This window comes from Kitasatospora sp. NPDC052896 (assembly GCF_044547075.1).
In the GTDB taxonomy this organism is placed as follows: Bacteria; Actinomycetota; Actinomycetes; order Streptomycetales; family Streptomycetaceae; genus Kitasatospora.
Genome location: NZ_JBITZU010000014.1, coordinates 85,684 through 111,698, shown reverse-complemented (window position 1 = coordinate 111,698; position 26,015 = coordinate 85,684). Strand labels below are relative to the sequence as shown.

Annotated in this window: 21 protein-coding genes; 7 read left to right on the top strand and 14 right to left on the bottom strand. The window is 68.7% G+C overall.

Annotated features, from left to right (window positions below):
- Positions 1-103 precede the first annotated feature (103 nt).
- From ACIGXM_RS25165 to ACIGXM_RS25155, 3 genes are read right to left on the bottom strand one after another with little or no spacing between them, the layout of a single operon-like run.
- A complete protein-coding gene (locus ACIGXM_RS25165; RefSeq protein WP_396564523.1) occupies positions 104-2,872 on the bottom strand; it encodes an RNaseH domain-containing protein in 2,769 nt (922 codons plus the stop codon).
- A 12-nt stretch (positions 2,873-2,884) separates the two neighbouring features.
- On the bottom strand, positions 2,885-6,172 hold the full coding sequence (locus ACIGXM_RS25160; RefSeq protein WP_396564521.1) for a hypothetical protein: 3,288 nt from the start codon (positions 6,170-6,172) through the stop codon (positions 2,885-2,887).
- Positions 6,169-7,347, bottom strand: a complete 1,179-nt coding sequence (locus ACIGXM_RS25155) for a hypothetical protein (RefSeq protein ID WP_396564519.1) — start codon at positions 7,345-7,347, stop codon at positions 6,169-6,171. The genes ACIGXM_RS25160 and ACIGXM_RS25155 overlap by 4 nt, the downstream gene beginning before the upstream one ends.
- 274 nt (positions 7,348-7,621) lie before the next feature.
- Between ACIGXM_RS25155 and ACIGXM_RS25150 the strand changes: the two genes are divergently transcribed.
- Complete coding sequence (locus ACIGXM_RS25150; protein ID WP_396564517.1) at positions 7,622-8,743, top strand: IS630 family transposase; 1,122 nt, start codon at positions 7,622-7,624, stop codon at positions 8,741-8,743.
- Positions 8,629-9,048 (top strand): putative phosphothreonine lyase domain-containg protein, encoded by a 420-nt coding sequence (locus tag ACIGXM_RS25145; protein ID WP_396564651.1) that lies wholly within the window; start codon positions 8,629-8,631, stop codon positions 9,046-9,048. The genes ACIGXM_RS25150 and ACIGXM_RS25145 overlap by 115 nt, the downstream gene beginning before the upstream one ends.
- A 361-nt stretch (positions 9,049-9,409) precedes the next feature.
- On the opposite strand, the gene ACIGXM_RS25140 is transcribed toward ACIGXM_RS25145, so the two are convergent.
- The 10 genes from ACIGXM_RS25140 to ACIGXM_RS25095 form a co-directional block, all read right to left on the bottom strand.
- Complete coding sequence (locus tag ACIGXM_RS25140) at positions 9,410-12,622, bottom strand: class I SAM-dependent DNA methyltransferase (protein ID WP_396564515.1); 3,213 nt, start codon at positions 12,620-12,622, stop codon at positions 9,410-9,412.
- Between the two features lie 227 nt (positions 12,623-12,849).
- Positions 12,850-13,242, bottom strand: a complete 393-nt coding sequence (locus ACIGXM_RS25135) for a hypothetical protein (RefSeq protein ID WP_396564513.1) — start codon at positions 13,240-13,242, stop codon at positions 12,850-12,852.
- 113 nt (positions 13,243-13,355) lie between these two features.
- Positions 13,356-15,113 (bottom strand): relaxase/mobilization nuclease domain-containing protein, encoded by a 1,758-nt coding sequence (locus ACIGXM_RS25130; RefSeq protein ID WP_396564511.1) that lies wholly within the window; start codon positions 15,111-15,113, stop codon positions 13,356-13,358.
- Complete coding sequence (locus ACIGXM_RS25125) at positions 15,113-15,697, bottom strand: plasmid mobilization protein (protein ID WP_396564509.1); 585 nt, start codon at positions 15,695-15,697, stop codon at positions 15,113-15,115. The genes ACIGXM_RS25130 and ACIGXM_RS25125 overlap by 1 nt, the downstream gene beginning before the upstream one ends.
- A gap of 77 nt (positions 15,698-15,774) precedes the next feature.
- Positions 15,775-15,999 carry a hypothetical protein gene (locus tag ACIGXM_RS25120; protein WP_396564507.1) on the bottom strand — a complete coding sequence of 75 codons (225 nt, stop codon included), beginning with the start codon at positions 15,997-15,999 and terminating at the stop codon, positions 15,775-15,777.
- A gap of 103 nt (positions 16,000-16,102) precedes the next feature.
- Positions 16,103-17,188, bottom strand: a complete 1,086-nt coding sequence (locus ACIGXM_RS25115) for a DUF2637 domain-containing protein (RefSeq protein WP_396564505.1) — start codon at positions 17,186-17,188, stop codon at positions 16,103-16,105.
- On the bottom strand, positions 17,185-17,751 hold the full coding sequence (locus ACIGXM_RS25110; protein WP_396564503.1) for a WhiB family transcriptional regulator: 567 nt from the start codon (positions 17,749-17,751) through the stop codon (positions 17,185-17,187). Before ACIGXM_RS25110 ends, ACIGXM_RS25115 begins: the two co-directional genes overlap by 4 nt.
- A gap of 104 nt (positions 17,752-17,855) precedes the next feature.
- Positions 17,856-18,554, bottom strand: a complete 699-nt coding sequence (locus ACIGXM_RS25105; RefSeq protein WP_396564501.1) for an ATP-binding protein — start codon at positions 18,552-18,554, stop codon at positions 17,856-17,858.
- The gene (locus ACIGXM_RS25100; RefSeq protein WP_396564499.1) at positions 18,554-19,573 is read right to left on the bottom strand and encodes a hypothetical protein; all 1,020 of its coding nucleotides are present in this window, start codon (positions 19,571-19,573) and stop codon (positions 18,554-18,556) included. The genes ACIGXM_RS25105 and ACIGXM_RS25100 overlap by 1 nt, the downstream gene beginning before the upstream one ends.
- A 1-nt stretch (position 19,574) precedes the next feature.
- Complete coding sequence (locus ACIGXM_RS25095; RefSeq protein WP_396564497.1) at positions 19,575-19,904, bottom strand: transcriptional regulator; 330 nt, start codon at positions 19,902-19,904, stop codon at positions 19,575-19,577.
- 427 nt (positions 19,905-20,331) lie between these two features.
- Here ACIGXM_RS25095 and ACIGXM_RS25090 point away from each other — a divergent pair, with 427 nt between their 5' ends.
- Positions 20,332-20,784: a Secondary metabolite protein gene (locus ACIGXM_RS25090; RefSeq protein ID WP_396564495.1), complete on the top strand. Its 453-nt coding sequence runs from the start codon at positions 20,332-20,334 to the stop codon at positions 20,782-20,784.
- Positions 20,785-20,867: 83 nt separating this feature from the next.
- Here ACIGXM_RS25090 and ACIGXM_RS25085 read toward each other — a convergent pair whose 3' ends face one another.
- A complete protein-coding gene (locus tag ACIGXM_RS25085; protein ID WP_396564493.1) occupies positions 20,868-21,689 on the bottom strand; it encodes a helix-turn-helix transcriptional regulator in 822 nt (273 codons plus the stop codon).
- 451 nt (positions 21,690-22,140) lie between these two features.
- Here ACIGXM_RS25085 and ACIGXM_RS25080 point away from each other — a divergent pair, with 451 nt between their 5' ends.
- From ACIGXM_RS25080 to ACIGXM_RS25065, 4 genes are all read left to right on the top strand, one after another.
- Positions 22,141-22,851, top strand: coding sequence for an SDR family oxidoreductase (locus ACIGXM_RS25080; RefSeq protein WP_396564491.1), 711 nt, complete (start codon positions 22,141-22,143; stop codon positions 22,849-22,851).
- Between the two features lie 191 nt (positions 22,852-23,042).
- Positions 23,043-23,540 (top strand): regulator component, encoded by a 498-nt coding sequence (locus ACIGXM_RS25075; protein ID WP_396564489.1) that lies wholly within the window; start codon positions 23,043-23,045, stop codon positions 23,538-23,540.
- A gap of 15 nt (positions 23,541-23,555) precedes the next feature.
- Complete coding sequence (locus ACIGXM_RS25070) at positions 23,556-24,803, top strand: MAB_1171c family putative transporter (protein WP_396564487.1); 1,248 nt, start codon at positions 23,556-23,558, stop codon at positions 24,801-24,803.
- A gap of 2 nt (positions 24,804-24,805) precedes the next feature.
- The gene (locus tag ACIGXM_RS25065) at positions 24,806-25,981 is read left to right on the top strand and encodes a cytochrome P450 (protein ID WP_396564485.1); all 1,176 of its coding nucleotides are present in this window, start codon (positions 24,806-24,808) and stop codon (positions 25,979-25,981) included.
- Positions 25,982-26,015: the final 34 nt, after the last annotated feature.

Here is a 26,015-nt window from a genome sequence, read left to right as displayed (position 1 = left end):
ACGGCACCGGTGGCGGTCACTTCTGCTGCCCAGCTCGCTATACCGGCGGAGAGTACTTATTTCGGCGTGTTGTATTCCTTGCGCACTCTCGTTGGTCGGTACTTCAACCCTCGGCCTCTGATTCTGCGTCGACGGTCCTGCGGTACTCCCAGTGATCCTGGTCCATCTGGATGCCGAGGTGGATAGGCGCCGGGTAGCGGGTGCGGTAGTTCCAGTGCAGGGCATGGTCGCACAGGCGGGCGGCGGCCACCGCGTAGGTGACGGGGTCGTGGCCGTCCGGGAGGTGGAGGACGCTGATCTCCGTGGCGGTGTGGCTGTACCAGGTCTCGGCCTGTTCCTCCGCCGAGGTGCTGGCCCAGCGGGTGTACTTCTCGCCGGCGCGGGCGTGGCGGGAGCCTCCCTTGTACTGCTCGGGCACGTTGCACAGGATGAAGTTGTGGGTGGTGCCGTTCATCCGGAAGATCCCGGTGGAGAGCTTGCGCTCTCGGAATTCGGCGTCTCCGTCGTCTGTGCTCTCAAGTCGTTCGATGAGGGCGGGTGTTGCGATGTGGTCGTTGCCCGCAGTGACGCGGAGGATGGCTCGGGGGCGCTGATTGGTGGGGAGGGTGAAGCCCGGTAGGGCAGGGCGCGTGTCGAGAGTGCCGTCGGGTTGGGGTGTGCGGCCGAGGTGGCGGTTGGCCAGCAGTGGCCAGATGCTGCGGGCCTGGTCGCCGGAGACGTAGAGGTTGTAGCCAGTGGCCGCGTGGGCGAAGAGGCCAAGTTCCCTCAGTGCTTTGTCGATGGAGCGGGGAAGCTGTGCGTCACCACGGCGGCCCTCGGGCAGGCGGCGGGCACGGTGGCGGGTGTTGGCGGTGGCGTAGTCGAGCCAGAGGCCGCCGGGCGAGTCAGCGTTAGGCAGGTAGGCGAGGGACTGCCACAGCCCGTCGGGGCCGGGTACCAGCGCGACGAGGGTCCAGATGAGGCGCGGCTGCTCGGTGGCGGGGCCGCGGCGATCGCCGAGCTGCTGGCGCAGGTGCAGGCCGACATGGACGAGCGGTTCCTTGATCCCGTTGGGACCGAAGGTCAAGGCGTTGGTCAGACGGGGGTGGATCAGACCGGCGGAGCGGTGGAGGTCGGCGATGGCCATGTGGCCGCGGTGGTCGCCTTCGAGTTCCCGCCCGAGCCGGTCGAGATCGGTGGTGATCTCGCGTTCCTTCTTCCGGGGGTTTCGCCGTCCTGGCTTGTGGGGGGTGAGGAACTGGGTGAGGACACCCAGGCCGGCGAGTTCGCGGACGGCGTGGGGCTTGGCGTCGAGCTCGTAGGGGTCGGGGACGGTGGAGTCCGGTTTGCGGGATTCGCGGCGTTGGCGGACCCATGCTTTGGCGTCGTACTCGGTCTCGCACAGGGCGAGCAGCCTGGTGCCTTCGGGGGCGTCGAGTCCTTGGAGCTGTAGGGCCAGGGCGGGGCGCTGGCGGTGGTGGTCCCCGTGGCGAAGGAGGTCTTCGGCGGGTTGGAGGAATGCCTCGACGTGGTCGTTCAGCGGTACTGGCTTGCCCTCGGGCATGCCGCTGGCGGCGAGGTCGGGGCGGTTGTAGTGGTAGGCGAGCAGGCGCTGCATGCGGGTGCGCTCGTCCTGGTGGCGGTAGAGGACGAGGATCCTCAGGTGTTCGCGGCCGGCGGTGAGGAGGATCTCGCCGAGGCGGGGGTCGTCGAGCAGGACACTGTCGCGGCCTTCGTCGGTGCTGCGGCGGCTGCCGAAGGCGCGCCCGGCCACCTGTTCGGACTGCAGCAGCGGCTGGCCGAGGACGGTGCGGGCGTGGCGGGCGAGTTCGCGGCTGGAGTGCATGCCGTCGCCCCTGCCGATGGAAAATGTGCCGGAGAAGGGGATGAGGGCTCGCAGGTCTCCGGGCTCTCCGGTGAGGGCGCAGGCGCTGGGGGCGAGGAAGTCGGTTTCGTCGGCCGCGCGGGGAAAGACGTCTTCGCCATGCAGGCGGGTCCAGGCGTCGAGGGCGAGGCGGGTGGTGTGGTCGACGTGGGTGTGATCGCCGCGGCCTCCGAAGGCGAGCCTGAGTAGGGGGCCGTCAGCGGCGCGGGGGGCGAACCAGCCTGTGCGGGTGCTGCGGAGGGTGTTGCTGAGGCGGGAGACGACCGGCTCGATGGCGGCGACCGGGATATTCAGGCCGGGGTAGGACTTGGCGGCCACCTTCAGGCGAAGGGTTGCGCAGTGGCTGCGGGTCTTCCACTCCGGGCTTTCCTCGCCGGAGATGTCCGCGTCCTTGTCGCCGTACGCGGCGCCCCAGGTGTTCGTCCACAGCAGGTCGGTGTCCCAGACCAGGAGGTTGCCGTCCAGGTCGGGGCGGAAGCCGACGGTCTTGCCGTCGATCTTCCAGGGCTTGGCGGCAAGCTTGCTGGCGACGGCCCAGCTGGCCGCCCTCCATGCCCAGCCGGGGGCGTCGATGCAGCCGCCGGTGGGGGTGAAGTGCCCCCACAGTGAGGTCTCCTCGGGGGCGGTGCCGGCGATGAGGTCGGCGATTTCACTCTGGTAGGCGAAGGAGAAGCGGTCACGTTCGGTCTGCAGCAGGGCTTGCTCCCACAGGACGATCGCGTCGTGGAGGTCGTCGCGGTCGATAGGGCGGCTGGTAGCCAGGTACTTCGGCGGGTGCTCCTTGCTCTGGGGGTACAGGGCCGCGCAGGTGTAGCCGGTGGCACGTAGGACGGTGAGCAGGCCCGCGTAGGGAAGGTTCCCCTTGGAGCCGGTGATCCCGCGGTACAGCTGTCGCAAGGCCGGCCAAGCTTTGTCGATCTTGTCGGGCAGTAGGTAGAGGTAGGTGGTGCCGAGTAGCTTCTCGTCGGTGTGGGTGGCCAGCAGGGACAAGCGGGTCTGTGTGCTCATCAGGGGCTTTCGTTACGCGGCGGTGGGCAGTGGGACGTGGACCAGGTGGGGCTGGTCGCCGGAGTGGGCGAGGTCGAGCCACGCGGTGAGCGTCGAGCCGTACGTGCGGCGCAGGTGGTACTGCTCCTGCTCGGTCAGCCCGTCGTAGTAGGCGCGCAGGAGGGAGGGGTAGTCGGTGCCGAAGTGGGTGGCGAAGAAGGCGTTGTCGACGAGGTAGAGCTGCACGGGGGTGCCGCCGCGGCGGGCGCGTCCGGCGAGTTGGATCATGTCGACGAGGATCCCGGCGAGGACTTCGATCTTCAGGAACTTGGGCAGGCGGGAGAGCATCGGGCTGGCGCCCAGAAGCTGGTACATGCGTTTGTGGGAGGCGCGGCCCTGCAGGGCGAGCATGCGGGCGGGGTCGGGTCCCGCGCGGCCTGCGGCGATGCCGGCGGCGCCGATACTGGCGTACATCGCAGTCGGGGAGTGCAGGTCGGCGGGCGGGCGGGTGGCGACCCAGACCGAGGCGAGGGCGGAGCGGTCGGTGCCGGGGACGAGGATGTTCAGGGCACGGGCGACCAGGCGCATCGGTGCGCAGATCACCTTGACGTTGGGGTGGGTGAAGGGCAGGTCTTCGAGTTGGTCAACGGTGATCATGACGATCCCTGGCGGAACGGCGATGCCGCCGGGCGGCCCGTCCTTCGGGATGACCACGGCGATCCATGACGGGTCAGGGATCACGGAGGCGATGCCGGCGGCGAGGACCATGGACTGGCTGTAGGCGTTGGGGACCACCAACGCGCGGGCCCGGTCGCTTTCGTGGTTCTCCAGGTGGCGCAGGTGTTCGGAGAGACGGTCGGTCCACAGGCGGGCACCGAGGTCGAAGAGCTTGGCGGGTTTGCTGGCCTGGTCCTGGCCGCCGATGGCGATGGGATTCCAGCTGTCGGTGGTGTCGGAGACGTTGCCGGGTCGGGCGGTGACCGACCCGGGGGTCGCATCTGTCATCACGTAGGTGGGCAGCGTGTGCAGGTGCTCCTTGGCTGCACCGGGGAAGTAGGCGGTGGCCGAAAGGGCGAGGACGCTGCGCTCGACGCCGGCTGCGGCCAGTGCGATGGTTCCGCCGAGTTGGACGGTGCTGGTGTGCGGGTCACCGCTGAGTGCCTGCACCGAGAGACGCCCGCCGCCGCGCTGGTCCTTCTCGACCTTGAAGCCGATCAGCTGGTAGCCCAGTGGCCCGAAAGGCAGTGCGGGGTTGCGGTTGAAGGTCCCCAGGGCCCTGGCGAGGTCCCGGCCGGCCGTCATCTGCTCACGGCGCCCCATGCCCGCCAGAACGGCTTTGAGGTGGCGCAGGGCCTGGTGCAGGCTGCCGAGCCAGGAGCGCACCAGCAGGGCGTTGGTGATCTCCCGGCGCTCGTGCTCGGGGACTCCGAGCTTACCCAGCGCCTTGTTGATCTCGGTCTTCACCGGGGGCAGGGCGTCGTGGCTGGCGTTGCGGCTGACGGCCTTGTCCAGTAGTGCGGCCAGGTCGGCGTATCGGGGCGGAGGGGGGTTCTTCTTCCTCTTCTTCTGGTCGGGGAAGATCTTGCGGAACTCGCGGTAGACGTCCTGGTCGACGGGTTGGGTGATGTCCACGTGCAGCAGCTTGTCGAGCAGCCACCGGTCCCAAGCTCCGGGAACGTGCCAGCCGGAGTTCAGCCGGTCGTCGTCATTGTGCTCGGCGGGCTCGAGCCACAGGTCGCCTTCCAGGACGTAGTTGAGGAACTGTTCGCCCAGGCTGCGGGTCTTGAACAGGACAGGGACAAGGCGGCGGTCGGTGGCCGCGTCCAGAACCTCGCGCTGCCGGTCGACCTCCACCAGCAGCGACGAGCCGTGGAACCCGCGGCTGGCCAGGGTGAACTCGTCCGAGCCCATCTCGCACCAGGTCTGCTGCATCCGGTCGACCTCGTCGACCAGCAGTACCGGGCAGCGGCGCATCAGGAACTCCAGGAGGCTGATGCGGTCCAGCACGCCCTTGTCGGTCTCCACCGGTACCGGGACCGCCCCGCCCAGCAGGTTGTGGTGGTTGGTGACGATCACGTCCGCGTCCACGGCTTCGCGGATCAGCGCGTACTTGCCGCACACGCCCAGCCGCGGACAGGCGTATCCGCGGCTCTGTCCTTCGCCGCCGCCCGTGTCATCGGCCGGCCGCAGGGACAGGCACGGCTCGGCACCGCGTCGCACCGGATCCCCGGCGGTGAGCCACATCGACATCTCACAGCCGTACGCAAGCTCCTCGAACCGCCGCTCGCGGCCCTGGACCAGGGCCCGCTCGGCCTGCTCGGCCAGCCGGTAGCCGGAGACCAGCGGTACGACCTTGAGCGTGGGGTGGGCGGCGGCGAACTCTGCGGCGGTCTTCCGCACGAGGTCGTCGTCCCGCCGGATCTGCTCGGCGAGGGCGTGCCGGGTGAGTTCGTCCTCGGCCTCGCGCATGTGCTCGGCGTTGCTCAGGCTCTCGTGGATCTGGCCGACGACGACCGCAACCGGCCCGGTCCGGCGCTGGGCCAGGAGCGGCGCAGCCGCTTTGAGCAGGACGGTCTTTCCGACTCCGGTTGGGGCGTTGGTGACCGTGACTCTTCCCGCCGGCATCCGCAGCCGGGTGACCTTGCGATCCTCCGAGTCCAGCAGCCGGCCGTAGAAGCGGCCGATGAGTCCGGGCTTCCAATCGTTGCGCTCGCTCGCCGCCGCCTGCCGACTCATCACCCGGAGCATCCGGCGGCGCGACAGGACAGCCTCATCGAGATACGCGGTGGTGTGTACGCGCAGTGGTGCGATGTCGGCCTCGCCCTCCCCGTCCGGGATCGTGACGACGGAGTCCTTGCCGAAGGCCCAGTTCCCGGCGGTGGCTACGGGCTGCGGGCCACGACTGGCGTAGTAGATCTCTTCGGCTTCGCGCAGCAGTCCCTGCGCCAGCATCAGCGGTTGTTGGGCGTGGGCGACGAGCAGGTACTCCGCCTTGCGCGGCACGACGTCCGGCGGCAGCCGGTACAGGCTCTCCGGGAGGGACGCCCACCAACGCGCCAGCTGGTGGAACTCCTTCCTGTCGGCCAGTTCGGGAGGCCGCACGTGCCAGAAGCCGCCGACCATTTCCCGCACTCGACGGGGCACCCGGGGCCAGCGCTCCCACAGGTCCGTGCGTGCGGCGGCGAACACGTGTGCCTGGTCGAGCGGGACGACCCGTCGCCCCTTGGCGTCGATGTACCCGAAGTACTCGTCGGCCAACGCCAAGGCGAAAGCCAGTGCCACCTTCCGTAGTGCCCACTCCTCCTCGTCCTTCTCACTCATCGCGTCCCACCAGTGGCCCGCTTGACCTGGTCGACGATGCGCGTGAGCGTGAGCACCCTCGTCCGCCGCCCCGCCAGCCGCTGCTTGAGGTACGCCACCTCGTGGGCCTGGTGGTCGGGCACCACGATGTACAAGGTGTAAGGCTTCGGCTCACGCTCAAGCAGTGCCTGGGCCAGAGCAGCAGCGGACGCCCAGTCCTTGGCGTCCACCCGCCACGGCCGGACGGGCCGTCCCGGCACTGCAACAGTGATCTTCAAGTCGTACTCGTCGGGGCGCGGCTCACCCGGCCACATCTCCACCCGCACGTGAGCCCGGCCCTCCAGCCGGTCGCGCAGCTCGATCTCCAGCAGAGTTGGCAGCACCCCGTAGCGCCATACCGGACGGCTGAGCGCCAGGTGGTCCGAACTAGCGGGAAGGCCAACCACAGGTTCGGACGCCTTGCCCGTGCCTACCAGGATCGGCGCCACCCCGCGCCCGCTCTGTTCCTGGGACATGCGGTAGTGCACACCCCGAGGCCGGTGGGCCTCGCAGCGCACCTCGACCTCGCAGCCAGTCTCCACCACCCGCATCGGCCACCGGCACTTCGGGCACGGGTACCACCAGCCCTCCAACTGGCACCAGGGCCAGTCGCTGACCGCCTCGAAGAAGTCGAACCGCATCCACAACCGGTCCCACCGCTTGCGCAGAACCCGCAACGGCCCAGCCGGGCACTCCGCCAGAAGGGCCCGCGCCTGCCGGTACTCCTCCGGCTCCAGCCGGCGCATCACCTCGAACAGGCGCCGTTCCTCCTGCTCCGCCCTCACCCGAGCCCAGGGCCAGTGACGGTCCAGTGCGGCCTGCGGGACCAGGTGTTCTCGGCACAGATCCTCCAACGCATCACGGACCAGGCCGTCACCGTCCAACAGGCGCAACCCGCCGAAACGGTCATCGACTTCGCCCGGCGGCAGGAGCGGGGCCAGCCCGCCGCGTAGACCCCGGCGGAACTCGCGCATGCCCAGCTGCGCCGCCCGACCGGCAGGGTGAGCAGCGCGCAGCGCACCGAGACAGTCCATCAACATCCTCGCCCGCCGCGCAGGTTCCAGCCCAGTATTCGTCTCAGCCGCGACCGCCAGGCAGCAGGCGGTCAGAGCCTGTTCCCGGCGACGCCGCACGTCATCGCATTCCGCCAGCGCCACGCACACAAGATGGCGCAGGAACAATCGCCCTGACGGCATACGCTACGGTCGTGCACGAACATGCCACTCGGACAGCCCATCGATGCCGCCAAGCCGCCCCCTCGACGACCACCAACGAGCCCTGGCTGCGGGCCAGCTCCCCCGACTCGGACTCTCCGCCCGGCAACGCGCCCGCCACCCCGCCAGGAAAGTGGCTCTGGTTCCTGCCCATCCGCGCACTCGACGCCGGGTGGAGACTAGTGTCCTGCGCCGGAGATCCGTCGTTAGATTTTGTATGAGTGCTTCTCCGGATGTGCGGGTGCGTCGGCGGGGTCCCAGGTTGGAGCCGTTGCTGCTCTCCGCCGATGAGCGGGCAGTGTTGGAGCGATGGGTTCGCCGGGCCACCTCGGCTCAGGCCCTGGCCCTGCGGTCTCGGATCGTGCTGGCCTGTGCGGGCCCCGATATTCCCTCGATTGTCGGTGTAGCAAGGGAGCTGGGGATCACCGCGGACACGGTTCGGAAGTGGCGGCGGCGGTTCCTCCTCGAGCGGCTCGACGGCCTGACCGACGAGCCGCGTCCGGGCCGGCCTCCAACCATCGCGGTGGACGAGGTCGAAGCGGTCGTCGTGGCCACACTGGAGGAGATCCCGAAAAACGCGACACACTGGTCACGGAGCTCGATGGCGGCCCGCAGCGGCCTGTCGAAGTCCACGGTGGGGCGGATCTGGCGGAAGTTCCAGCTCAAGCCCCACCTGGCAGACACGTTCAAGCTGTCGACCGACCCGCTGTTCGTCGAGAAGGTCTACGACGTGGTCGGGCTCTATTTCAATCCGCCCGAGGGAGCGGTAGTGCTCTCGGTCGACGAAAAGTCGCAGATCCAGGCCCTGAGCCGGTCACAGCCAGTCCTGCCAATGATGCCCGGCATGCCCGAGCGCCGTACCCACGACTACCTGCGCAACGGACTGACCACACTGTTCGCGGCCTTCGATGTCGGCAACGGGAAGGTCATCAGTTCCCTGCACCGCCGCCACCGGGCGCAGGAGTTCAAGAAGTTCCTCGTCAAGATCGACCAGGAGGTTCCCGACGGCCTCGACATCCACCTCATCTGTGACAACTACGGAACCCACAAGACCCCGGCCATCCGGAGCTGGCTGTCCCAGCACCCAAGGTTCCACATGCACTTCACCCCGACCGGCTCGTCCTGGATCAACCAGGTCGAGCGCTGGTTCGGCTTCCTCACCGACCAGATGATCCGCCGCGGATCCCACAAGAACGTCCAGGCCCTCGAAAAAGACATCCGTGCCTGGATCAAGAACTGGAACGACAACCCCACACCGTTCACCTGGACCAAGACCGCCGAAGAGATCCTCGACTCCCTGGCCCGCTTCTGCCGACGGATCTCCGGCGCAGGACACTAGTCGAGCGTGCAGTAAAGGACGGGAAGCTGGGGCCGGGCGCCAAGGTCGCCACACTCGGAAACGTCTTCGACGGCGACCCGACCCGCCGACCGGTGGTCATCTTCACTGCGGACTGCACCGACGAAAGCGATGTCCACCGGGTGCTGATCGCCCTGCGCACCCTCGGCATCAACGACGCCCTCGCCTACAAGACCGACGAAGCCACCGCGCACGGCGAGTACGGCGACCGAGTCAGCCTGTACACCAGCCCCGCTGGCACCACAAAGGTCGTACGCCGCACCCCACGCTACGCTGCGCCCGCCTGATCCGTCACGAACCCACCAAACACCAGGATTCGAGGCGCCGAGCCGCGCCGGGACAGGTCCAGCACTCCACCCGCGTTGCATCCAACGCAACATCGTTGCATCGGTTACGCAGGCCCCCGCCTGCAGGGAGAACTGAGTGGCCGTTGACACCAGCAACGCCCAGCGGGGACCAGCATCAGCTGCCCACCGGTGAAGTTGCAGTTCAGTGGTACCTGAGGAGCTGTGACTGAGCACTTTACTTGGCGAGTTGAGCGCTATCCGGACAGTTAGGTCCAAGTCTGGGGCTTCACCTCGCGGATCGGCCAGCAGCACCGTCCGCACCAGCGGATCCGTGGCTGTTCGTCGAAGTTCTGCTGGAGTACTAGCCGCCGATGGCGGTCTCGATCTCGTGGTCCTTGCTGCAGCGCAATGTCATGACGGTGCGGTTGCTGTTGATCTTGCTGATCAGGAACAGCTCCGGTGCATCGCACTCGACGCACACTTCGGCCCTGGCGATGGGCCACAGCTCTAGGGGGTTGTCGGACGAGGCACCCTCGACGTAGATCCTCCCCGGTTCCAAAGGGGAAGAGCGAGGCAGGTATTCGAAGGACTCCCAGTCCGGATGGCTGCCGCGCAGCCTACGCCCGGTCAGGGTGAACCTGTTCGTGGCGTACTTGCAAGTGTCGACTAGGTCCCAGTGGTGTGCGGCCAACCAACCGACCGACTCCAGGGCCGTGACGACCAGGGGCTCAAGGGCGCTGATCTCGCGCTCCAACTTGTGCGCGGCGGGGGCCCGGTAGGCGTGGCCGGTCTTGTTCCTGCCGTCCAGCAGCGCCGTCAGCGGCTCGATCACCCCGCCCGGGTCTAGTACGCCCTCCAGCTCCGGGAGTTCGGGGACGGGGCCAGCCTGGACCAGGGGAGTGATCAGGCTTTTGTGCCAAGTGCCCCAGGTCGCACCGTCACCTCGGGTGAACTTGTCCTGCAGGCTTCTGGTGAACCGCTGCTTGCGGCGGATCTCGATGGCGAGCGCCAGCACGCCGATGCAGCGGGCGATGCCCTCGGCGAGCTTGAGCAGGGTCTGGTGGCGGTCGCTGGGCGTCGCCGCGACCCGGTACTGCCTGGCAAGTGCCGCCACGTGGTATGGGTAGCTCCATTCGGCTCGCCACACAGGATCTTCGAGCGGCCTGACGAGTTCTCCGATGAGACGGGCTTGGGAGGCGGCTGCACGAGTCGCGTGACGCAGTTCGTGGATGCCGGCCTGCGGATCGCGGAACACATTGGGCAGGATGCCGGCGGTGGTGCTCGCCAGTGTGGCCCTGCCGACTTCGAGGGCGTCCATGAGGGCGTTGAACTCGGGGTCCTTGATGAGATCGATCGGGACCAGCGAGTTGATGGAGATGCGCGGCACCGCCGCGGCGTTCTGGTCGCCGGGGCGGGTCCGCAGCCACTCGCACAGGGCGCGCCCGCTGTTGTTGATCGGGCGCAGTACCGTCAGCGGCGTCAGTGCGTCTCCGAACTCCGGCGGGAGCAGTCGCCAGTTGCCGCCCAGGCCGACGATGTCTCCGCCGGTACAGGAGGCCAGGAGCCGTTGCGTGTCAGTGGCTTCGTCTGGGAGCTCTGCCGCAGTGTCGGCGGTCTGGAGATCGCGGCCGCTCAGCAGGGGTTTGCCGGTCCTCACTCGGGTGGGCAGGGTTCGGTTCGGTATCAGCCGCGCCACCTTGGACAGCGGCCCGAAGCCTGCGCCGGGCTGCTGAGTCAGGAAAGGGGCCAGCGGGATCGAGTAGCCGACCTTGATGGTGTTGTGGTCGGGCCATGCATCCGGGAAGTCAGGCTTGATCTCGCGCCGGATGAACTGGTCGATGTCCTGGTGCAGCGGCAACCGCTCCAGCAGGCGCAGCGCCGGATCGGGAAGCGCCTTGCCGTCCGGACTTCTCTGGATTTCGCCCGCAGGATCAGGGACGGCAACGGTCTTACGTACGAGCCGCCACAGCGGGCGCGTGAGTTCGTTCTTCACTCCCGCGTCCCGCAGTGCCGTTGAGAGGGCGTCCTCGAAGCCGGCCCAGGTCGGCCAGCTTTTGTCAGCGAGCGAGCGGAGCGCGCCCATCAGAGCCTTCGCGTCGCTGAATCGCTCCACTCCCCTGGCTTCCTCAAGCGCGGCGAGTGCATCGGTGCCCACCGCGAAGTACTGCCGCAGTGGTTGCTCGACTGCTACCTGACGGTAGCCAAGATCGCCGACGTCGAGCAGCAACACGCCGTGCTGGCCCTGGGCCGGGCGTCCCTCATCAAGCACGCCATTGCGCACCTCCTCGTACCGTTCGACGAGTTTGGAGATATGCCGAGCCGTCATGTACTGCCGCTTGTTACCCACCGGACGGCGCAACGTCGCGGAACTCCTGCTCCCGTCGAGCGCGATGACCTTGCCCTGGAGGTGCGGTGGTTTGCGGTTGGACAGCAGCCAGATGTAGCTGGGGATGGTGGTGTGCGGCCACAGGCGGTTTGGCAGGGCGACCACACCCTCAAGCAGGTCCTGCTCCAGCAGCCACCGGCGGATCTCCGACTCGCCTGAGCCAGCGCTGCCGTGGTGAAGGGGCGCTGGGCTGATCACGATCGCTGCTCGGCCACCGCCCTGGTCGGTGGGCCGCATGTGGGCCACCAAGTGCTGCACGAAGAGCAGGGAGGAATCGACGATGGGCGGCAGGCCGGCCCCGAACCTTCCAGCCCACCCCAGATCCTTGGCCTCCCTGAGCACCGCGTCCTGCTGCCGCCTCCAGTCCATGCCGAACGGCGGGGCTGCCAGCTGGTACTCGAACACCTGCCCGTGGTGCTTGTCGTCGATAAGGACATCGCCTTGGACGATGGCGTCCGGTTCCGCGCTTCGCATCATCTGCGAGAGGCGGGCCAGCGCCCACGACTGCGGGTTGAGCTCCTGCCCCGAAACGATCAGCACGCCAGTGGCGCCGGCGTTCCGGAGGACGGTCTCGACGGCGGAGAACATACCGCCGGTTCCGCAGCAAGGGTCGTGCACCCGGCTCGGTGTCGGATTGCCGCTAAGCGCTGCCAGGTCGGGACTAAGTAGAAGCCCGGCGGTCAGCTCGGTGATGTCCCGCGGGGTTCTGAACTCCCCATAGCGTTCGGGCGATGCGTCAGCGAACTGCTGCAGTAGCTCCTCGAAGGCATGCCCCATCTGCTCGTCCGAGACGACGGCCGGGCTCAGGTCCACGGCGACAAAGCAGGACACGACTTTCGAGAGCACTCGCGAGTCCACCAGGTCCTGCAGGATCCTCGTGAAGTCGAGGGAGTCCGGTATTTTCGTGCTTCCGGCGGGGAAGTCCGTCACCAGCAGCTGGCGGATCTTGTCGGCGACCAGGCGCTCGGATTCGGCCGTTGCCCCTTTGCCCGCGACCTGAGCCGGGACGCCGAGCCAGTCCCCCGTCGGTTGAACGCCTGACTCCTGCCGGCGGACACAGTCCAGGCGGCGCAGCGCGGCGAGAGCCAGCACGAAGCTTCCGTATTGGTCTGTCCTGACGTGGCCTCTCAGCAAGCTGACGACGCTCCAGAACAACTCCGCCAGTGCGCCGTTCTCGTCCGCTGTCACTCAGCTCTCCCCAACCTGGGCAATCTTCGTTGCCCAGAGTACGCATCATCTCACGGGGTCTCGCCGCACAATGCCCTCCTAGGCGAAGCCCTGACCGAGTTCGCCGACCGCCTGGCCGCCGTGATCGAGACTGAACGCTCAGCTCGCCAAGCGTCACGCTCACTCGCCGGCTGAAGCGCTCAGTCACAGGAGCCTGTCGAATGTTGCATCCGATGCAGCACCGCCCGTTAGGTGAGATACATCCCGCCGAACGAGCCGTCGAATCCCGTGTCCGTGATGGCGGCGTCGAGGGTGGGGTAGTTGGTCCACCGGCCGTTGACCATCGCGCCGAAGTCGGCCCGGGTGATCTCCGGCTCCAGCCACTCGTTCGCACAGCGACAGCGGATGTAGACGTTGCGGCCCTGGTTGATCAGCAGCCAGTCGCGGCGGGCCTTGCATGCCGAGCAGATGACCGGGATGCCGCCGAGGGCGAGTTCGTCTGCGTGGTTGAGGCAGCGGTTGACGCCTGGACCGCTCGGCGGCTCGGTCTCGTTCTCCAGTTGGAGCAGCGGGTCGCTTTGCGTTGTGGTCGTCAGGGGCGTCGGTGCCGGCATCGTGTGGTGGTCGGTGGTTCTGGTCACGAGCGTGTTCTCCCCGTCGAGTGCCTTCGGTTCATCCGTAACAGCTGGTGGAACTGGTTGTCCAGGGCTTTGCCCGGTCCGGCGGGCCGGTGGTCGGTCTGCCGGACCGGGGGTCAGCGGCGGGGCGGGCGGTTGCGCGGCTCGGTTGCGGCGGGAGTGGTCGGGGTGGCGGCCCGGTTGGTTGCGGGCTGGGCACGGCCGGTCTTGCTGCTGGGGCTGCGGGGCGCGTCCGGGTGGGCCGGGAGCTTGACCATGCGGCGCAGTCGCCAGACGAGGACGTCGTTGACGTCCTCGGCGGTTCCCAACTCTCGCTGTGCGATGGCCTCCTGCAGGAGAGCATCCGGGTCGCAGCCTGCCTGCTCGGCCTGGGCGAGGGTGGCGGCCAGCGCGTCCCAGCGCTCTGCCTGGCGAGGCCGGCCCACGGTCTCGGGCAGAGCGGCTCGGATGGTGGCGTCGAGACGGCGGCGCTCGGGCTCGGGTAGCGCTCGCCCCTGCTCGTGCATGGCCTTCATCGGCGTGGTGGCGGCCTGGCGGTAGGCGGTGCGCAGGTGTTCGGCGGCGTTGCGGGAGGCGGCGGCCTGCTGGGCGTGTCCGCGGGCGGAGTGCCAGCGGGCTGCTGCAAGGGCGGCCAGGACGAGGGTGGACAGCAGCATCGCTGTGGTGCCGCCGTCCTCGCCTCGGCCGAGTGCGCCGCCAGCCTGGATGATGCCCCGGGCGGCTGAGCGCAGGGCGCGGTTGTCGGCCCGCTCGGCGCTGACGTGGCTGCGGGTGGCGCGCTCGTAGGCGCGGGCTGCGGCGCGCAGTTCGTCTCGTGTGGCGGCCGGTGAGGTCTGGGCGACGGCGTCGAGGAGTTCGCCGATGCCCACGAGTTGGGCGGCTGCGTCGTCGCCACTGGTGTCGAGCTCTTCGGCGGCGCGCTCGGCGAGCTGGCTCGCGTGGCGGCGGGCCCTGGCGGGCGGTGACCAGCGGGTGTTCGTGGCGGCGGTGTCGGCAGCGGAAGGCGTGGCGGCTTGGTCGATGGGTCCGGTGGCCAGGCGCTGGCGGATCTTGGGGAGGGAGAGGTCGGGGGCGAGTGTGGAGCCGGAGAACCAGATGGGCTGGTCGTCGCGGTTGCGGTCGCCGGGCAGCGCGACGGAGTAGCCGAGGGTGTCGCCGGAGGGGGCGAGGCGGGGCTTGACGCGGATGCCGGCCGATCGCAGGCGGGCGAAGAACTCGGCTTCGGTGGCGGCTCCGGTCACGGCTTGGCGGACCGCCTCGCGCAGGGTCTCGCGCGGGGTCTCGGTGTGGCCGGTGCGCTCGGCCTTGAAGCGTTCTTGGCTGGTGGGGTTCTTGGCGGCGGTGCCGTCGCCGGGCTTGAGCCGGCGCAGGCCCATCTCCTTCTCGATCAGGCGGCATTCGGCCTGGGCCTTCTTCTTGTCGTAGTTCATCCGGGGGCGGCGCAGGTCTCCTCGGACCATGGTGGCCAGGATGTGGATGTGGTCGTCCGCGTGGCGTACGGCGACCCAGCGGCAGCCGTCGGGGTCGCCTTCGGGTGCGAGGCCCGTGGCCTGGACCAGGCGGCGGGCGACGGTGTTCCACTCCTCGTCGGTCAGGAGCCGGTCGCCGGGGTCGGTGCGCACCGAGCAGTGCCAGACGTGTTCGGCCGGGGCATCGGTGCCGGCCTGCTTGACCCGCAGGTCCAGTGCAGCGGCGAGTCGGGCGAGGGTGACCTTGGGGTCGGGGTCAGGGCTGGTGTCTCGGCCGGGGTCGGGGGCGAAGCCGTCCCAGCTCCCGACGATGTGGGGGTCGGTGTGTTCGTCGCGCTTGCCGGGGCCGAACAGGTAGACGAGCAGGCCGTGGGTGCGTGAGCCACGTCGGATCTTGGGGACCATCAGAGTCGCTTCTTCACCAGGGCGTCGGCCGTGACGTCGATGCGGGCCAGGAGTCGGGTCAGAGTCGTGAGGGCGTGGTCGAGTTCGCCGGAGCGGGGCTGGCCTCCCGCGTTGTAGACGTAGGCGATCTGGTTGATGTTGTTGCCGACCCGGGAGAGGGCGGTGCGCAGGGCGGCCAGCTCGTCGATTGCTGCGTCGAGCTGTTCGTTGGTGTGCACGGTGGTGGAACCGCGGGCGGCGGCGAGGCCGGCGGAGGCGAGGAATCGGGCGACGGTGACGGCGCGCAGCTTGGCAGCGGCGGCGATCTCGGCTTTCTCGGCGTCGGAGAGGCGGGTGGTCGTCTTGCGGGTGCGCTCGGTGGGGTTGCGGCTGCGGCGGCGCGGTTTGCGGTCGGGAAATGCGGGCGCGCTCGGGCTCGGCTGCTCGCGTGGGGCGTGGTGGTTTGCTTCTCCTCCTGCGACCGGCGCCCCCTGGTGCCGGGAGTCCGGCTGGTCCCCGTGCGCCCTCGCTCGGAGACCAGCCGGACTCCCCCCGCCCTCCTGGGCGGGGGCAAGTGCGTGCGACGGGCCGTAGGACCGTCGCACGCGACAACTTGCTCCGCCAGGAGCCTGATTGGGGTCACGCTCACCACCGTGGGAGGTGCCCTCCGGAGTCCGTGCAGTCATCGGCCCGTCTCCGCGCTCTGCTGCTGGATGTCGCGCAGGATGTCCTCGATGAAGTCCATTGCCAGGACGGGGTGATGGAGGGTCCAGGGGCGGCCGTGTCGGCGCCGTTGCACGGTCCAAGTGCCGTCGGGGCCTGCTTCGGCGTGGTGGAGGTGGCCGTTCTCGCGCAGGACTGCGATCCAGGTGTCCACCTCGACGGTCGTGGCGGGGGTCGTGCGCATCGTGGTGCTCTCCGGTTCGGTGGAGGAGATCGTGGGGTGGGTGACCTGGCGCGGGTGACCGGCTGGGTGACCGGTCCGGTCACCCGCCCCAGGTGCTGCCCGGTCAGTTCCGGGGGACGGTGACCGGCGCTGCGCTCTGCTCGCGCAGCTGGGCCATCAGGGCGGTCAGCGTGTCGGAGGAGAGCGGGATCTGCTGACCGCGGATCGCCTGGGCGACCACCTTGCGGGTCAGCTTGTCCTCGGCGCTGACCGCCAGGCGGGCGATCTCCAGCAGCCGCTCGGTGTCGAGGTCACCACGCCGGTCACCGGTCGTCCGGTTGTCCCGGTCACTGACCGGCGGCGCGGTCACCGGCCGGTCAGTGACCGGCCGGGTGCTTGCCACCGGTGCGGTCACCGGCTCGGGATTGACCGACCGGTTGCTGTCCACCGGGGTGCTGACCGGCTGACCGCCCAGGTCAGCGGCTTGGGTCAGCGGGTCAGCGTGGCCGCTGTCGGCAGGGTGCTGACCAGCGGTGGCCTCCCGCCGGCCTTCCTCGGACACCGCCCGGGTGTCCGGTCGCTGCTTGTCCGGGGACACCTTGTGCGCCTCGGTCAGTGCGGTGACCGGCTGCCCGGAGGTGACCTGACCGGGCTGCGGCTGGTGCTGCCCGGGGCGGTCGGTCGGGGTGACCGACATGCGCTCGACCTGAGTGACCTGACCGGCCTGGCTGGAGTGACCGGGCTGCCCGAGGTCACCTCGGTCACTTTCGCCGACCGGCCGCCGGGCGATCAGGATGTAGAGGTGGACTGCTCCGGCCAGAGCGAGCGGGGCGAGGGTGGACAGGATGGCGACCACGGTGTCGCCGAGCCGCAGGCCGGTGAGCGAGGTGCTCTGCTCGTTCAGTCGCACGGCGTGCAGTTCGTTGGCCCAGATGCTGGCGACGGTGGCGGTGCCGAACAGCAGCCAGACGTACATGCGCGCTCGCAGCGGCGCGTCGCGCAGGACCAGCAGCGCCCGGACGCCGTAAGCGATGAAGCCGTCGATGACCAGCGGGAACAGGTAGGTCAGGAATCCGCGGACGTGGATGGCGACGGCCATCTGCTGGAGGGCGTCGTAGGACAGGGCGCATCCCGCGCCGCCGAGGGCGATGATGACCGCGCGGTCCCATGCGGTGACGTGCGCCGTGCTCGGCGCCGCTGCGGTGGTCACGCCGCCGTCCCGAAGTCGTCGCGGCCAAGGCGCTCGCCGGTCGGCCTGGGTGGCTGGGTGGTCTTCGTGCTCTGCTCCAGGTCTCGGTTTCGGATGGCGCGTCGGGTCTCGCGATACAGCTTCTGGGCGTGCTCCTCGGTGATCTTCAGGAGCTGGGCGAGGCGCTCGACGCTGACGCCGTGGCGGTATCCGGCGATGACCACCGCGCGGCGCTCGGTCTTGGTGAGGTGGATGTCGCGTCCGGCCAGGGTGGCGTTGACCCGGGAGTAGTCGAGGCGGGCGGCGATCTTCTCGTGGAGCGGCTCGCGCTCTTCCTCGGTGGTCCCGCCCCGGATGCCGTGGGTGTCGTTGGTCTCGAGCGCGGCGTCCAGGCAGGCGCGGCGGACCGGGCACTGGCCGCACAGCGCCTTGGCGGCGGTGATCTTGTCGGTCTCGTCGGGCTCGGGGAAGAAGATCTCGGGGTCGACCGGGTTGTACTCGGTCTGCTGGCAGACGGCCTGGTCCTGCCAGGTGTGGTCGCCGAGCGAGCGGTGGCGGGCAGGGCTGATCGTCGTGGTGCTCATGCGGGGTTGCTCCGATCGCTCTCCGCGCGCGGTGGGCGTCGGCGGAGAGGTGCGCTGGGTCGGGAGGTGCATCGGGCGGCGCTCGAGCGCGGCCCGGCGGCGGTTCAGGCGGCGCGCTGGAAGCGTCTGCGGTCGACCGGCTCGAACTCGACCCGGGTGGTCATCTGGGCGAGCCGGGAGGTGACGCGGTCACCGAGGTATGCCCTGAGGTCCCTGATCCGCAGGTTCGTCGTGATCAGGGTCGGGAGCATGTGGTTGTACCGGCGGTTGATCAGCCGGTAGGTCTGCTCCTCGACGAACTCGCTCGTCTTCGCGGCGCCGAGGTCGTCGAGGATCAGCAGCGGCACCCGGCTGTAGGTCGCCAGCACCCGCTCGGCGTCGGTGTCGGAGCTGGGCCGCAGTTCGGCATACAGGTCGGCTGCGGTGGTGGCGCGCCAGCGCACGCCGAGGCCGGCCTGTACCAGCGCGGTGACCGCGCCGTACGCCTCGTGCGTCTTGCCCGCCCCGACCACCCCGGCCATCAGCAGGCTCGGGCCGGTCGCGACCTGCCGCCGAGCCCCGATGCTCGGGGCGACAGCCTGCCGGGCGACCTCGCGGACCCAGGCCAGGACCTGCGGGTGCTCGGCCACCGCGCCCCGGTAGCGGGGCGGCATCCCGGCCGACACGGCCTCCATCGCCGAGTACGGTGCCGGCTCGTCGCTCAGTGCGGCGACGGCCGCCGGGTCGATGCGGCGCGCGGCCAGGATCCGGGCCACCCGGTCGAGGGCTCCCTCGCCGAGGGTCTGCGGTTCGCGAGTGCGCATCACAGCTCCTCGGCGTAGGCGGCGACGGCGTCGGCCGGGTTGGTCCACGCCTGGTGAGCGGCGAGGTTAGGCCGGAATTCCGGCCGCGCCAAACCGGAGCCTCGTGAGTTCATGGAGTCGTTCACCAGGCTCGGCAGACGGCTTGGGTGGCCCTGGATCTCGGCGAACCGCCGGAGCCCGGCGCGGATGTGCTCCACCGCGATTTCCTCGGCCAGGAGCTTCTTGGTGATCCGGCCCAGGTGCCCGAGCACGTCGCCCGGAGGGCGCTCCGTGCAGGCGGCGACATACTCGCCGAGAAGGTCCTTGGCCGAGACGGCGGCGTCGGGCGCCGTGCGCCCCGTAGGGAAAGAAGATCCAGGATCCAAGATCCTAGATCCAGGCGCCGAGCCCTCGCCGAGGCTTCGGGGAGCCTTCGGGGAGTCCTCGGAGAATGTCGCTTGACCTGCGGTTTTCCCGACACTGTAGTCCGGCTCCGCGACGAGGCCAGCCAGGGCGTGCTGTTGAGCCGTCGATGCCTGGCCCTGTCCGGCAGGACGCGTCGAAGCTGCCTCCGTCGGCAGATCGAGGGCTCCGGGATGGTCCGGCGAAGGCTCGGCGAAGCCTCGGGTAGCCGTCGCCGACGCCTCGGTGGCCTTCGCGCAAGTGCCCTTGCAGGGGCCGCAGCGGTCGGCGGCGTGGTGGTGCGGGCACGAGGGCAGCCGGGACTGGCTCGGCTTGTCGATCTTCTGGTGCTCGGACCAGGTGACGACGTGGAGGTAGCGGCGGCCGTCGCAGCCGGTGTACCGGCAGATCAGCCCGGCGTTCGCGAGCTGGTGGAGGTCGTCCTCGACGTGGACCGAGGTGTGCTCGGCGCGCAGCGGCCACAGGAGACCGGCGATGATGGCCGCGTTGTCGCGGTGCCGACCGTGGTCGTCGGCCTGGGTTAGCAGGCCGAAGAAGGTCCGCTCGGCCTCGACCGTCACTTCGGCGAGTGACTCGGAGACGAACGCCTCCGGCTTGATGGTCCGGATCCGCGCCATGTCAGCGGCCCCGACTGCTCGCGGCGCGGGCAGTGCTGTGGGTGAGTGTCGCGCTGGCGATGGAGAGGGTGTGGGCCAGGCTCCAGTCGGCTTCGGGCCAGACCCGCAGGATCCAGCGCGCCGCGATCTTGGCGGTGGTGCGGCTCAGCTCGATCGGCTCGCCTGCTGCGTCCCAGGCCCGCGAGTGAGCGTGAGGCCACCGCTGGGTGGGGTCGGTGAAGCTGACGCGGATGGTGGCGGCGCCAGGGATCATGTCGGCGAGCTGCGCGGCGAGGCGGTGTTGGCGGTCGGCGTCCGGGCATGCCGGGGTTCCGCTCACGGTCGTGAGCATGCGATACTCCGTTGCTTGTAGGAGCGCAGGTGGCGGTTCTCGTGCAAAAGCCCCGCCGCCCGCGTGGTTGTGATTCGGTGCCCTTCGGGGTGCTGGCCCCGGCGTCCAGGAGTTGGTAGCTCCCGGACGCCGGTCTCGTTTCCACCCCGGTTCGTCGGTCACGGTGGTCCGCGCATCGCCTGTCCCCTCCCCTCTCCCGGCTCCGCCCTTGGCGGCGGGAGCAGCACCATACGAGGCACGCTCGCCATCAGTCCAGGGTGGTTTCCACCCGGCGCCACCAGCGCATATCAACTGCTGAGCGACATCTTGCGGGATCAACGTACACTCCAGTTGCTCCCTCTCGTCAACTGCTGTGTCGAGCAAAGGGCCCTGGGTTCCAATCCGCACACTCCAGTGGTTAGACTTGCCGGGACGACAGGAGGTGGGCATGACCGAGAGAGCAGGGCGGACCTTCGCCGAGCGGCTGGACCACTTGTTCAATGAGGTTCACCCCGCCAACCGTGGCTCGTATACGTACGCCGAGGTAGCTCAGGCCCTCAAGGAAGCCGGCAACGGCGAGGGTGCGATCACGGCCAGCGGGATCCAGCAGCTCCGCACCGGCGCGCGCGGCAATCCGAAAATGGAGACGATCAAGGCCCTTGCGGCCTTCTTCGGCGTGCCCGCCGGCTACTTCTTCGACGACGAGGTAGCCGAACGCACGCAGGCCGAGATCCAGCTCGTGGCAGCAATGCGGGACCAGCAGATCGCGCAGGTGGCGCTGCGGTCCGCCGGCCTGTCGCCCGCGAGCCTCAAGATGGTGCACACCGTCATCCAGCAAGCCCGAAATCTGGAAGGGCTACCGTCCGGGGATGACTTCCCGGGCATTGATTTGAACGAATAATCTACGCGCGTTGTCAATAAATAGCAGTGGGCGCCTTCGAGCCATTATCTCGAAGGCGCCCATTGCTGTTTATGCCAGCCCGCCTAGTCTGCCACCTGCAGGACGATGAACCGCGTCGTGCTACTGCGGAGCGGAGCCAAAGCCATGATATTCACGGCGACCTCCTGATCGCCGTGATAAGGCAACCGCAGGCGGCGTTCATGGCCGTCTGGATGCTCGACCACCTCGTGCCGATCCCAGATCTCGCGGGCCTCAGGGTTTCCCTTCAGAATGTCTCGCTTGAGCTGCTTGAGGGGCTCGCTCTCGGGAAGCTGGAGGCAGGCGAAACGGATCTGCGCCAGGAAGGGGCGCGCCCAGTCGTCTCGCCAGTTCACCAGCTGGTCGCGGGCTTCCGGGTACAGGAAGGCCCACCTCATGAGGTTGGGCTCGTAGGGGATCCACGGGAACCAGTCGGCCTGCGGCTTGTTGTGCCCGAAGATGGTCCACGCCTCGTCGGAGAGGTAGGCCGGATGGGGAAGCTGACTGTCCAGAAGTCGCTGCATCGGCCCGTCGAGCGCCTGGATGGCCTTTGCATCGGCGCCGCCACGTGGCGCGGGGGGTCGACCGATAGCGCGCAGGTAGAGGATGTGACGCTCGGCGTCGGACAGGCGGAGCGTGAAGGCGAGCCGGTCCAGGAAGTCCTCGGAGAAGTTGGCCTGGCGGCCCAGCTCCAGCTCGCGGTACCACCGGTCACTCACGCCAGTGAGGCGGGCAACTTCCCTCTGCGACAGCCCCGGGCTACGCCGGCCGTCGCGGACCAGGCCAGGGATGCGCTGGGGGTCGAGGCGGCCCCGCCAGTACCGGAGCTGATCGCCCAGTGAGTCGGCAGGGTCCTCTGCGGCGCCTGCCGCCTCGATCACGCTCATAGCTGGTGATTTTACGGTGATCGTGAGCGATCTTCTTTATTTGATCTTGTGGCTCATATCACGCCAAAAGCGACACGGCGTCAGAAAATCTTGAAACCAAGATCAATTTCACGGACCGTGTGCAATCCGTTGCCCACCAGTCGAGGCGGTTCAAGGGCGACGGCAGAGCTTCAAGGTCAAATTGCGCGAAACAATCCGCCCCACTCCTGGCCACCGATGCACACGTAGCGCTTGAGTCCAGCAACCTCGCGCCACATTGAAACTTCAACCAGCAACACTGTCGGCAACACTCCGTGAGCGGAACTGCCGATTCCCGGAAGTGAGACTTCCGCTCATGCCAGTGCATTGTAAGGAAGCGCCGATTCCCGGAAGCAGCAGTTCCGCAACAGGTCCCTCAACGACCTGCTTCCTGCCCGGCGTGGTTCTGGCTTGTGCATGAAGGAGCAGGGGAATGTCCGGTCGGTCGGTTCTGGTGGTTGGTGGAAGTCGGGGAATCGGGCTGGAGGTGGCTCGGCAGATGGCCGAGGAAGGCGACCGTGTCGCCATCACCTACCGCTCTGGCGAACCGCCCTTCGGCCTCTTCGCGGTGCGGTGCGACGTGACGGTCCCAGACGATGTCGAGCGCGCCTTCGCGGCTGTTGAAGCCGAGCAGGGGCCTGCGGACGTCGTGATCATCAACGCTGGTGTCACCAGGGACTGCCTCCTTCTGCGGATGGCGGAGGAGGACTGGGCGGCAACGCTCGAGACCAACCTGACCGGTGCGTACCGCTGCGCCAAGCGCGCGGTCCGCGCGATGCTCCGCGCGCGACGAGGCGGCAGGCTGGTCTTCATCTCGTCAGCCGTCGCCATGGTCGGCGAGGCCGGCCAGTCCAACTACGCGGCGAGCAAGGCAGGGCTCATCGGCTTCGCTCGCTCTCTCGCACGTGAGTACGGCGGCAAGGGCATCACCTCGAACGTGGTGGCCCCCGGTCTCACCGAGACGGACATGACCGCGGTCCTCGGCAAGGAGCGCCTGGACCACATCATCGCCCAGGTCCCGCTCCGCCGAATCGCCCAGCCGCGGGAGATCGCTTCGGCGGTGCGCTTCGTAGCCAGCGACGACGCGGCATACATCACGGGCGCCGTCATCCCCGTCGACGGCGGCGTCGCCATGGGGCACTGACGCTCCGACAGCGAGAAGACACATCCGACCGACGGCCTCACTGACAAAGCCAGGTCGACGGCCGGTCGATCCGTCACACGCTTGGCGGCTCCCGTCTCGCCGTCGATCTCCCACCGCTGTACGCGAAACCTTCTGCTCGGCCACCCCACTGGCCGGCACGCCCCAGCGACCGTTCCCTGTAAGGGGAGATCATGGACCAGCGCCCCCTTCGAGCCGTCTGCGAGGAACGCCTCGGACGTCTTGAACTGCCCCACCGCTTCGGCACCCAGCAGCTGCGCGAGGCTGTCGCCGCCATGCGAGGAAAGCCGATCATCCTCCAGCCCCTGGACTCGAACAGCGCTGCCGACACTCCCTGCGGCATTCGGGTCGAGACGCCCACCGTCGACTACCTGTTCGTCGAGCAGGGGACCTCGGCCGCCCACCAGTTGCACATCCTGGCGCACGAGATCAGCCACATCCTCTGCGACCACCCCGGCTCGCTTTCCCTCGGCGACGGCGCCGCCGCAGCCATCGGACTGAATCCGACCCTCATTCAGCGCATGTCCGGCCGTACGGCCTACACCACCGCGGACGAGCGTGAGGCCGAGTACATGGCCACGCTCATCCGCCAACGCGTGTACCGCGAACGCCTCCTCCCAGCCCGTCGCCCGGCAGCGGCCGACGAGCGCTGGGACGCGATCTTCGCCTGACCCGAAGGAACGACCATGATCAGCGCCATCTTCGGCGGCATGCCCCTGCTGCTGCTGGCCGCATCGCTCTACTGGGCATTCAGACGTCGCCCTGGCCAGCGTCCTGCCGGCACCCTGAGCCTCTCCGCCTTCCTCGGGTGCTTCGCGATCGCCTTCAGCGCCTACGAACCGGCGATCCGAGCTATGGAGGACTCCATTACGCCGGACTTCTCCCGGCTGGTGAGCAACTCCGCGACCCTGTCCGCAGCGGCCAGCGTCGCCTCAGTACTCCTCTTTCTCAACCACGATGCGAACGAGGCCCGGCGCCGGCTTCGGTGGCGACTTCGGCTCCTGGCCGTGGCTGTCGCCACGATGGCCGTCGCCTTTGTGGTCACCCCGCGCACGCTCATGTGGAGTGCGGCCGAGCTCCAAGGCAAGCTGGATGAGGCTCCTGCCTCACTGCACGTCTACTCCGCCGCGTACATCGCGTTCCTCGGATACGCCGTCTACGACTGCCTCACCCAGACGTGGACCCGGTCGCGCACCGCCACGCGGAAGAGCCAGCGCATCGGCCTTCGCACTACAGCCGTCGGTTGTGTGTTCGCCCTTCTCTACACTGCCTACAAAACCATCAACGCCGTTGGAGCCCTGTTCGGTTGGGACGCAATCCCGGGCGGGCCTCGCTGCACCAGTCTGATTTCTCCGGTCTCCTGCGCCTTCAGCGTCACAGCTCCGGCTGTCGGCGTGCTCCTCATCACCGCTGGCCTGACCCTGCCCGCCGCAGTCTGGCCGCTCACGCAGTTCCTCCGCCGCCGTTGGGAGCGTAAGTCGATCGCCGACCTCGATCCCCTTTGGCAGGACTTCACCGCAGCCCTGCCCGAGATCGTTCTCGACGACGATGCGACGGTCGAGGACGAGGTCGACTTCCTGCTCCACCGTCGCATCGTCGAGATCAACGACGGCATCCTCACCCTGCGTCCTTACCGCTCGCTCACGGTCCAGCAAGCGGCCATCCGCGAGGTTGAGCGTCGGAACCTGGCCGGCACTGCCGACGGTGACGCAACAGTCGAGGCAGCCGTCCTGGCAGCGGCCCTTCGGGCGATGCGTGCTGGTGCCGAGCTGGCGTTTACTCCGGCAGCGCCGGCTCCCAGAACCTCCGCCCGCGCGGGAGACCTCCGTGCCGAGACCGTCTGGCTACGCTCGGTGGCACGGGCGTATGCCGCAAGCGACATCGTCCGGACGGCCTCGCACAAGGCACCGATGCTCGAGACGGCACAGGGATGAGCATGAGCAACCCACTTCAGGACCCAGGCTTCTTCCGGAACCCGTACCCCACCTTCGCGGCACTCCGAGACACCTCGCCGGTCCAGAAGGTGCCCAGTGGAGGAGGGCGGTCGAGCTACCTGGTTACCGGCTACGCCGAAGCCCGAGAGGCGTTCACCGACCCGCGGCTGTCCAAGGACACGGCGGCCTTCTTCGCCGGCAAGGACACCGGACGCAACCTGCACCCCGCCGTGTCCCAGAGCATGCTGGCCACCGATCCGCCCCAGCACACGCGGCTGCGGGGCCTGGTGGCGAAAGCGTTCACGCCGGGCGCCGTTGCGCGGATTCGCCCGTACATCGCCAGCGTGACGGACGAGCTGCTCGACGCGTGGATGCCCGGCGAACAGACCGACGCCATCGAGAGCCTCGCCGTACCGCTGCCGGTCACCGTCATCTGCCAGCTGCTGGGGGTTCCCGACGCGGACCGCGCGGCGGTGCGCACATGGTCCAACGAACTCTTCGCGGCCGGACAGCCCGAGCGGATCGACTCCGCCTCGCACGCCGTCGCCGGCTACATGGCTGACCTCATCGAGGCGAAGCGCCGCGCCCCCGACGACAGCCTGCTCAACGACCTGATCCGTGCCCGCGACGGCGAGGACCGGCTCAGCGAAGACGAGCTTGTCTCCCTCGCGGTGCTCCTGCTCGTGGCCGGGCACGAGACCACCACCAACCTGATCGGCAACGGTCTCCTGGCCCTGCTGCAGACATCAGATACGTTGCACCGCCTGCGCGACGAGCCTGACCTGGTCGACGCGGCGGTGGACGAGCTTCTCCGGCTGGACTCCCCGGTGAGCATGGCCACCTTCCGGTTCACCACGGAGGCCATCAGCCTCGGTGGTGTTGAGATCCCCGCAGGCTCACCGGTGTTGATCGCGCCCGGCGCCGCGAACCGCGACCCCGCGCGCTTCTCCGACCCAGACCGGCTCGACCTCGACCGGGATACCAAGGGTCATCTCGCCTTCGGGTACGGCATCCACCGATGCCTCGGGGCGCCCCTCGCCCGTGCCGAGGGTGAGATCGCGTTCCGCCGCATCGTTGCCCGATTCCCCCGTCTTCGCCTGGCTGTGCCCAGTGCCGAGCTGCAGTGGCGACACACGCGGCTCATGCGGGGCCTCGAGTCTCTGCCGGTCCTGCCATAGATCGAGCGCGGACAGCACGGTAGCGGCAGGCGTG

Excerpts from the sequence above, each read along its gene's own strand:
- ACIGXM_RS25150 (WP_396564517.1), top strand. The coding sequence starts at position 7,622 with ATGAGTGCTTCTCCGGATGTGCGGGTGCGTCGGCGGGGTCCCAGGTTG.
- ACIGXM_RS25085 (WP_396564493.1), bottom strand. The coding sequence starts at position 21,689 with ATGAGCGTGATCGAGGCGGCAGGCGCCGCAGAGGACCCTGCCGACTCA.
- ACIGXM_RS25165 (WP_396564523.1), bottom strand. The coding sequence starts at position 2,872 with ATGAGCACACAGACCCGCTTGTCCCTGCTGGCCACCCACACCGACGAG.
- ACIGXM_RS25160 (WP_396564521.1), bottom strand. The coding sequence starts at position 6,172 with ATGAGTGAGAAGGACGAGGAGGAGTGGGCACTACGGAAGGTGGCACTG.
- ACIGXM_RS25130 (WP_396564511.1), bottom strand. The coding sequence starts at position 15,113 with ATGGTCCCCAAGATCCGACGTGGCTCACGCACCCACGGCCTGCTCGTC.
- ACIGXM_RS25110 (WP_396564503.1), bottom strand. The coding sequence starts at position 17,751 with ATGAGCACCACGACGATCAGCCCTGCCCGCCACCGCTCGCTCGGCGAC.
- ACIGXM_RS25080 (WP_396564491.1), top strand. The coding sequence starts at position 22,141 with ATGTCCGGTCGGTCGGTTCTGGTGGTTGGTGGAAGTCGGGGAATCGGG.
- ACIGXM_RS25065 (WP_396564485.1), top strand. The coding sequence starts at position 24,806 with ATGAGCAACCCACTTCAGGACCCAGGCTTCTTCCGGAACCCGTACCCC.
- ACIGXM_RS25090 (WP_396564495.1), top strand. The coding sequence starts at position 20,332 with ATGACCGAGAGAGCAGGGCGGACCTTCGCCGAGCGGCTGGACCACTTG.
- ACIGXM_RS25075 (WP_396564489.1), top strand. The coding sequence starts at position 23,043 with ATGGACCAGCGCCCCCTTCGAGCCGTCTGCGAGGAACGCCTCGGACGT.
- ACIGXM_RS25070 (WP_396564487.1), top strand. The coding sequence starts at position 23,556 with ATGATCAGCGCCATCTTCGGCGGCATGCCCCTGCTGCTGCTGGCCGCA.
- ACIGXM_RS25100 (WP_396564499.1), bottom strand. The coding sequence starts at position 19,573 with ATGGCGCGGATCCGGACCATCAAGCCGGAGGCGTTCGTCTCCGAGTCA.
- ACIGXM_RS25120 (WP_396564507.1), bottom strand. The coding sequence starts at position 15,999 with ATGCGCACGACCCCCGCCACGACCGTCGAGGTGGACACCTGGATCGCA.
- ACIGXM_RS25105 (WP_396564501.1), bottom strand. The coding sequence starts at position 18,554 with ATGCGCACTCGCGAACCGCAGACCCTCGGCGAGGGAGCCCTCGACCGG.
- ACIGXM_RS25095 (WP_396564497.1), bottom strand. The coding sequence starts at position 19,904 with ATGCTCACGACCGTGAGCGGAACCCCGGCATGCCCGGACGCCGACCGC.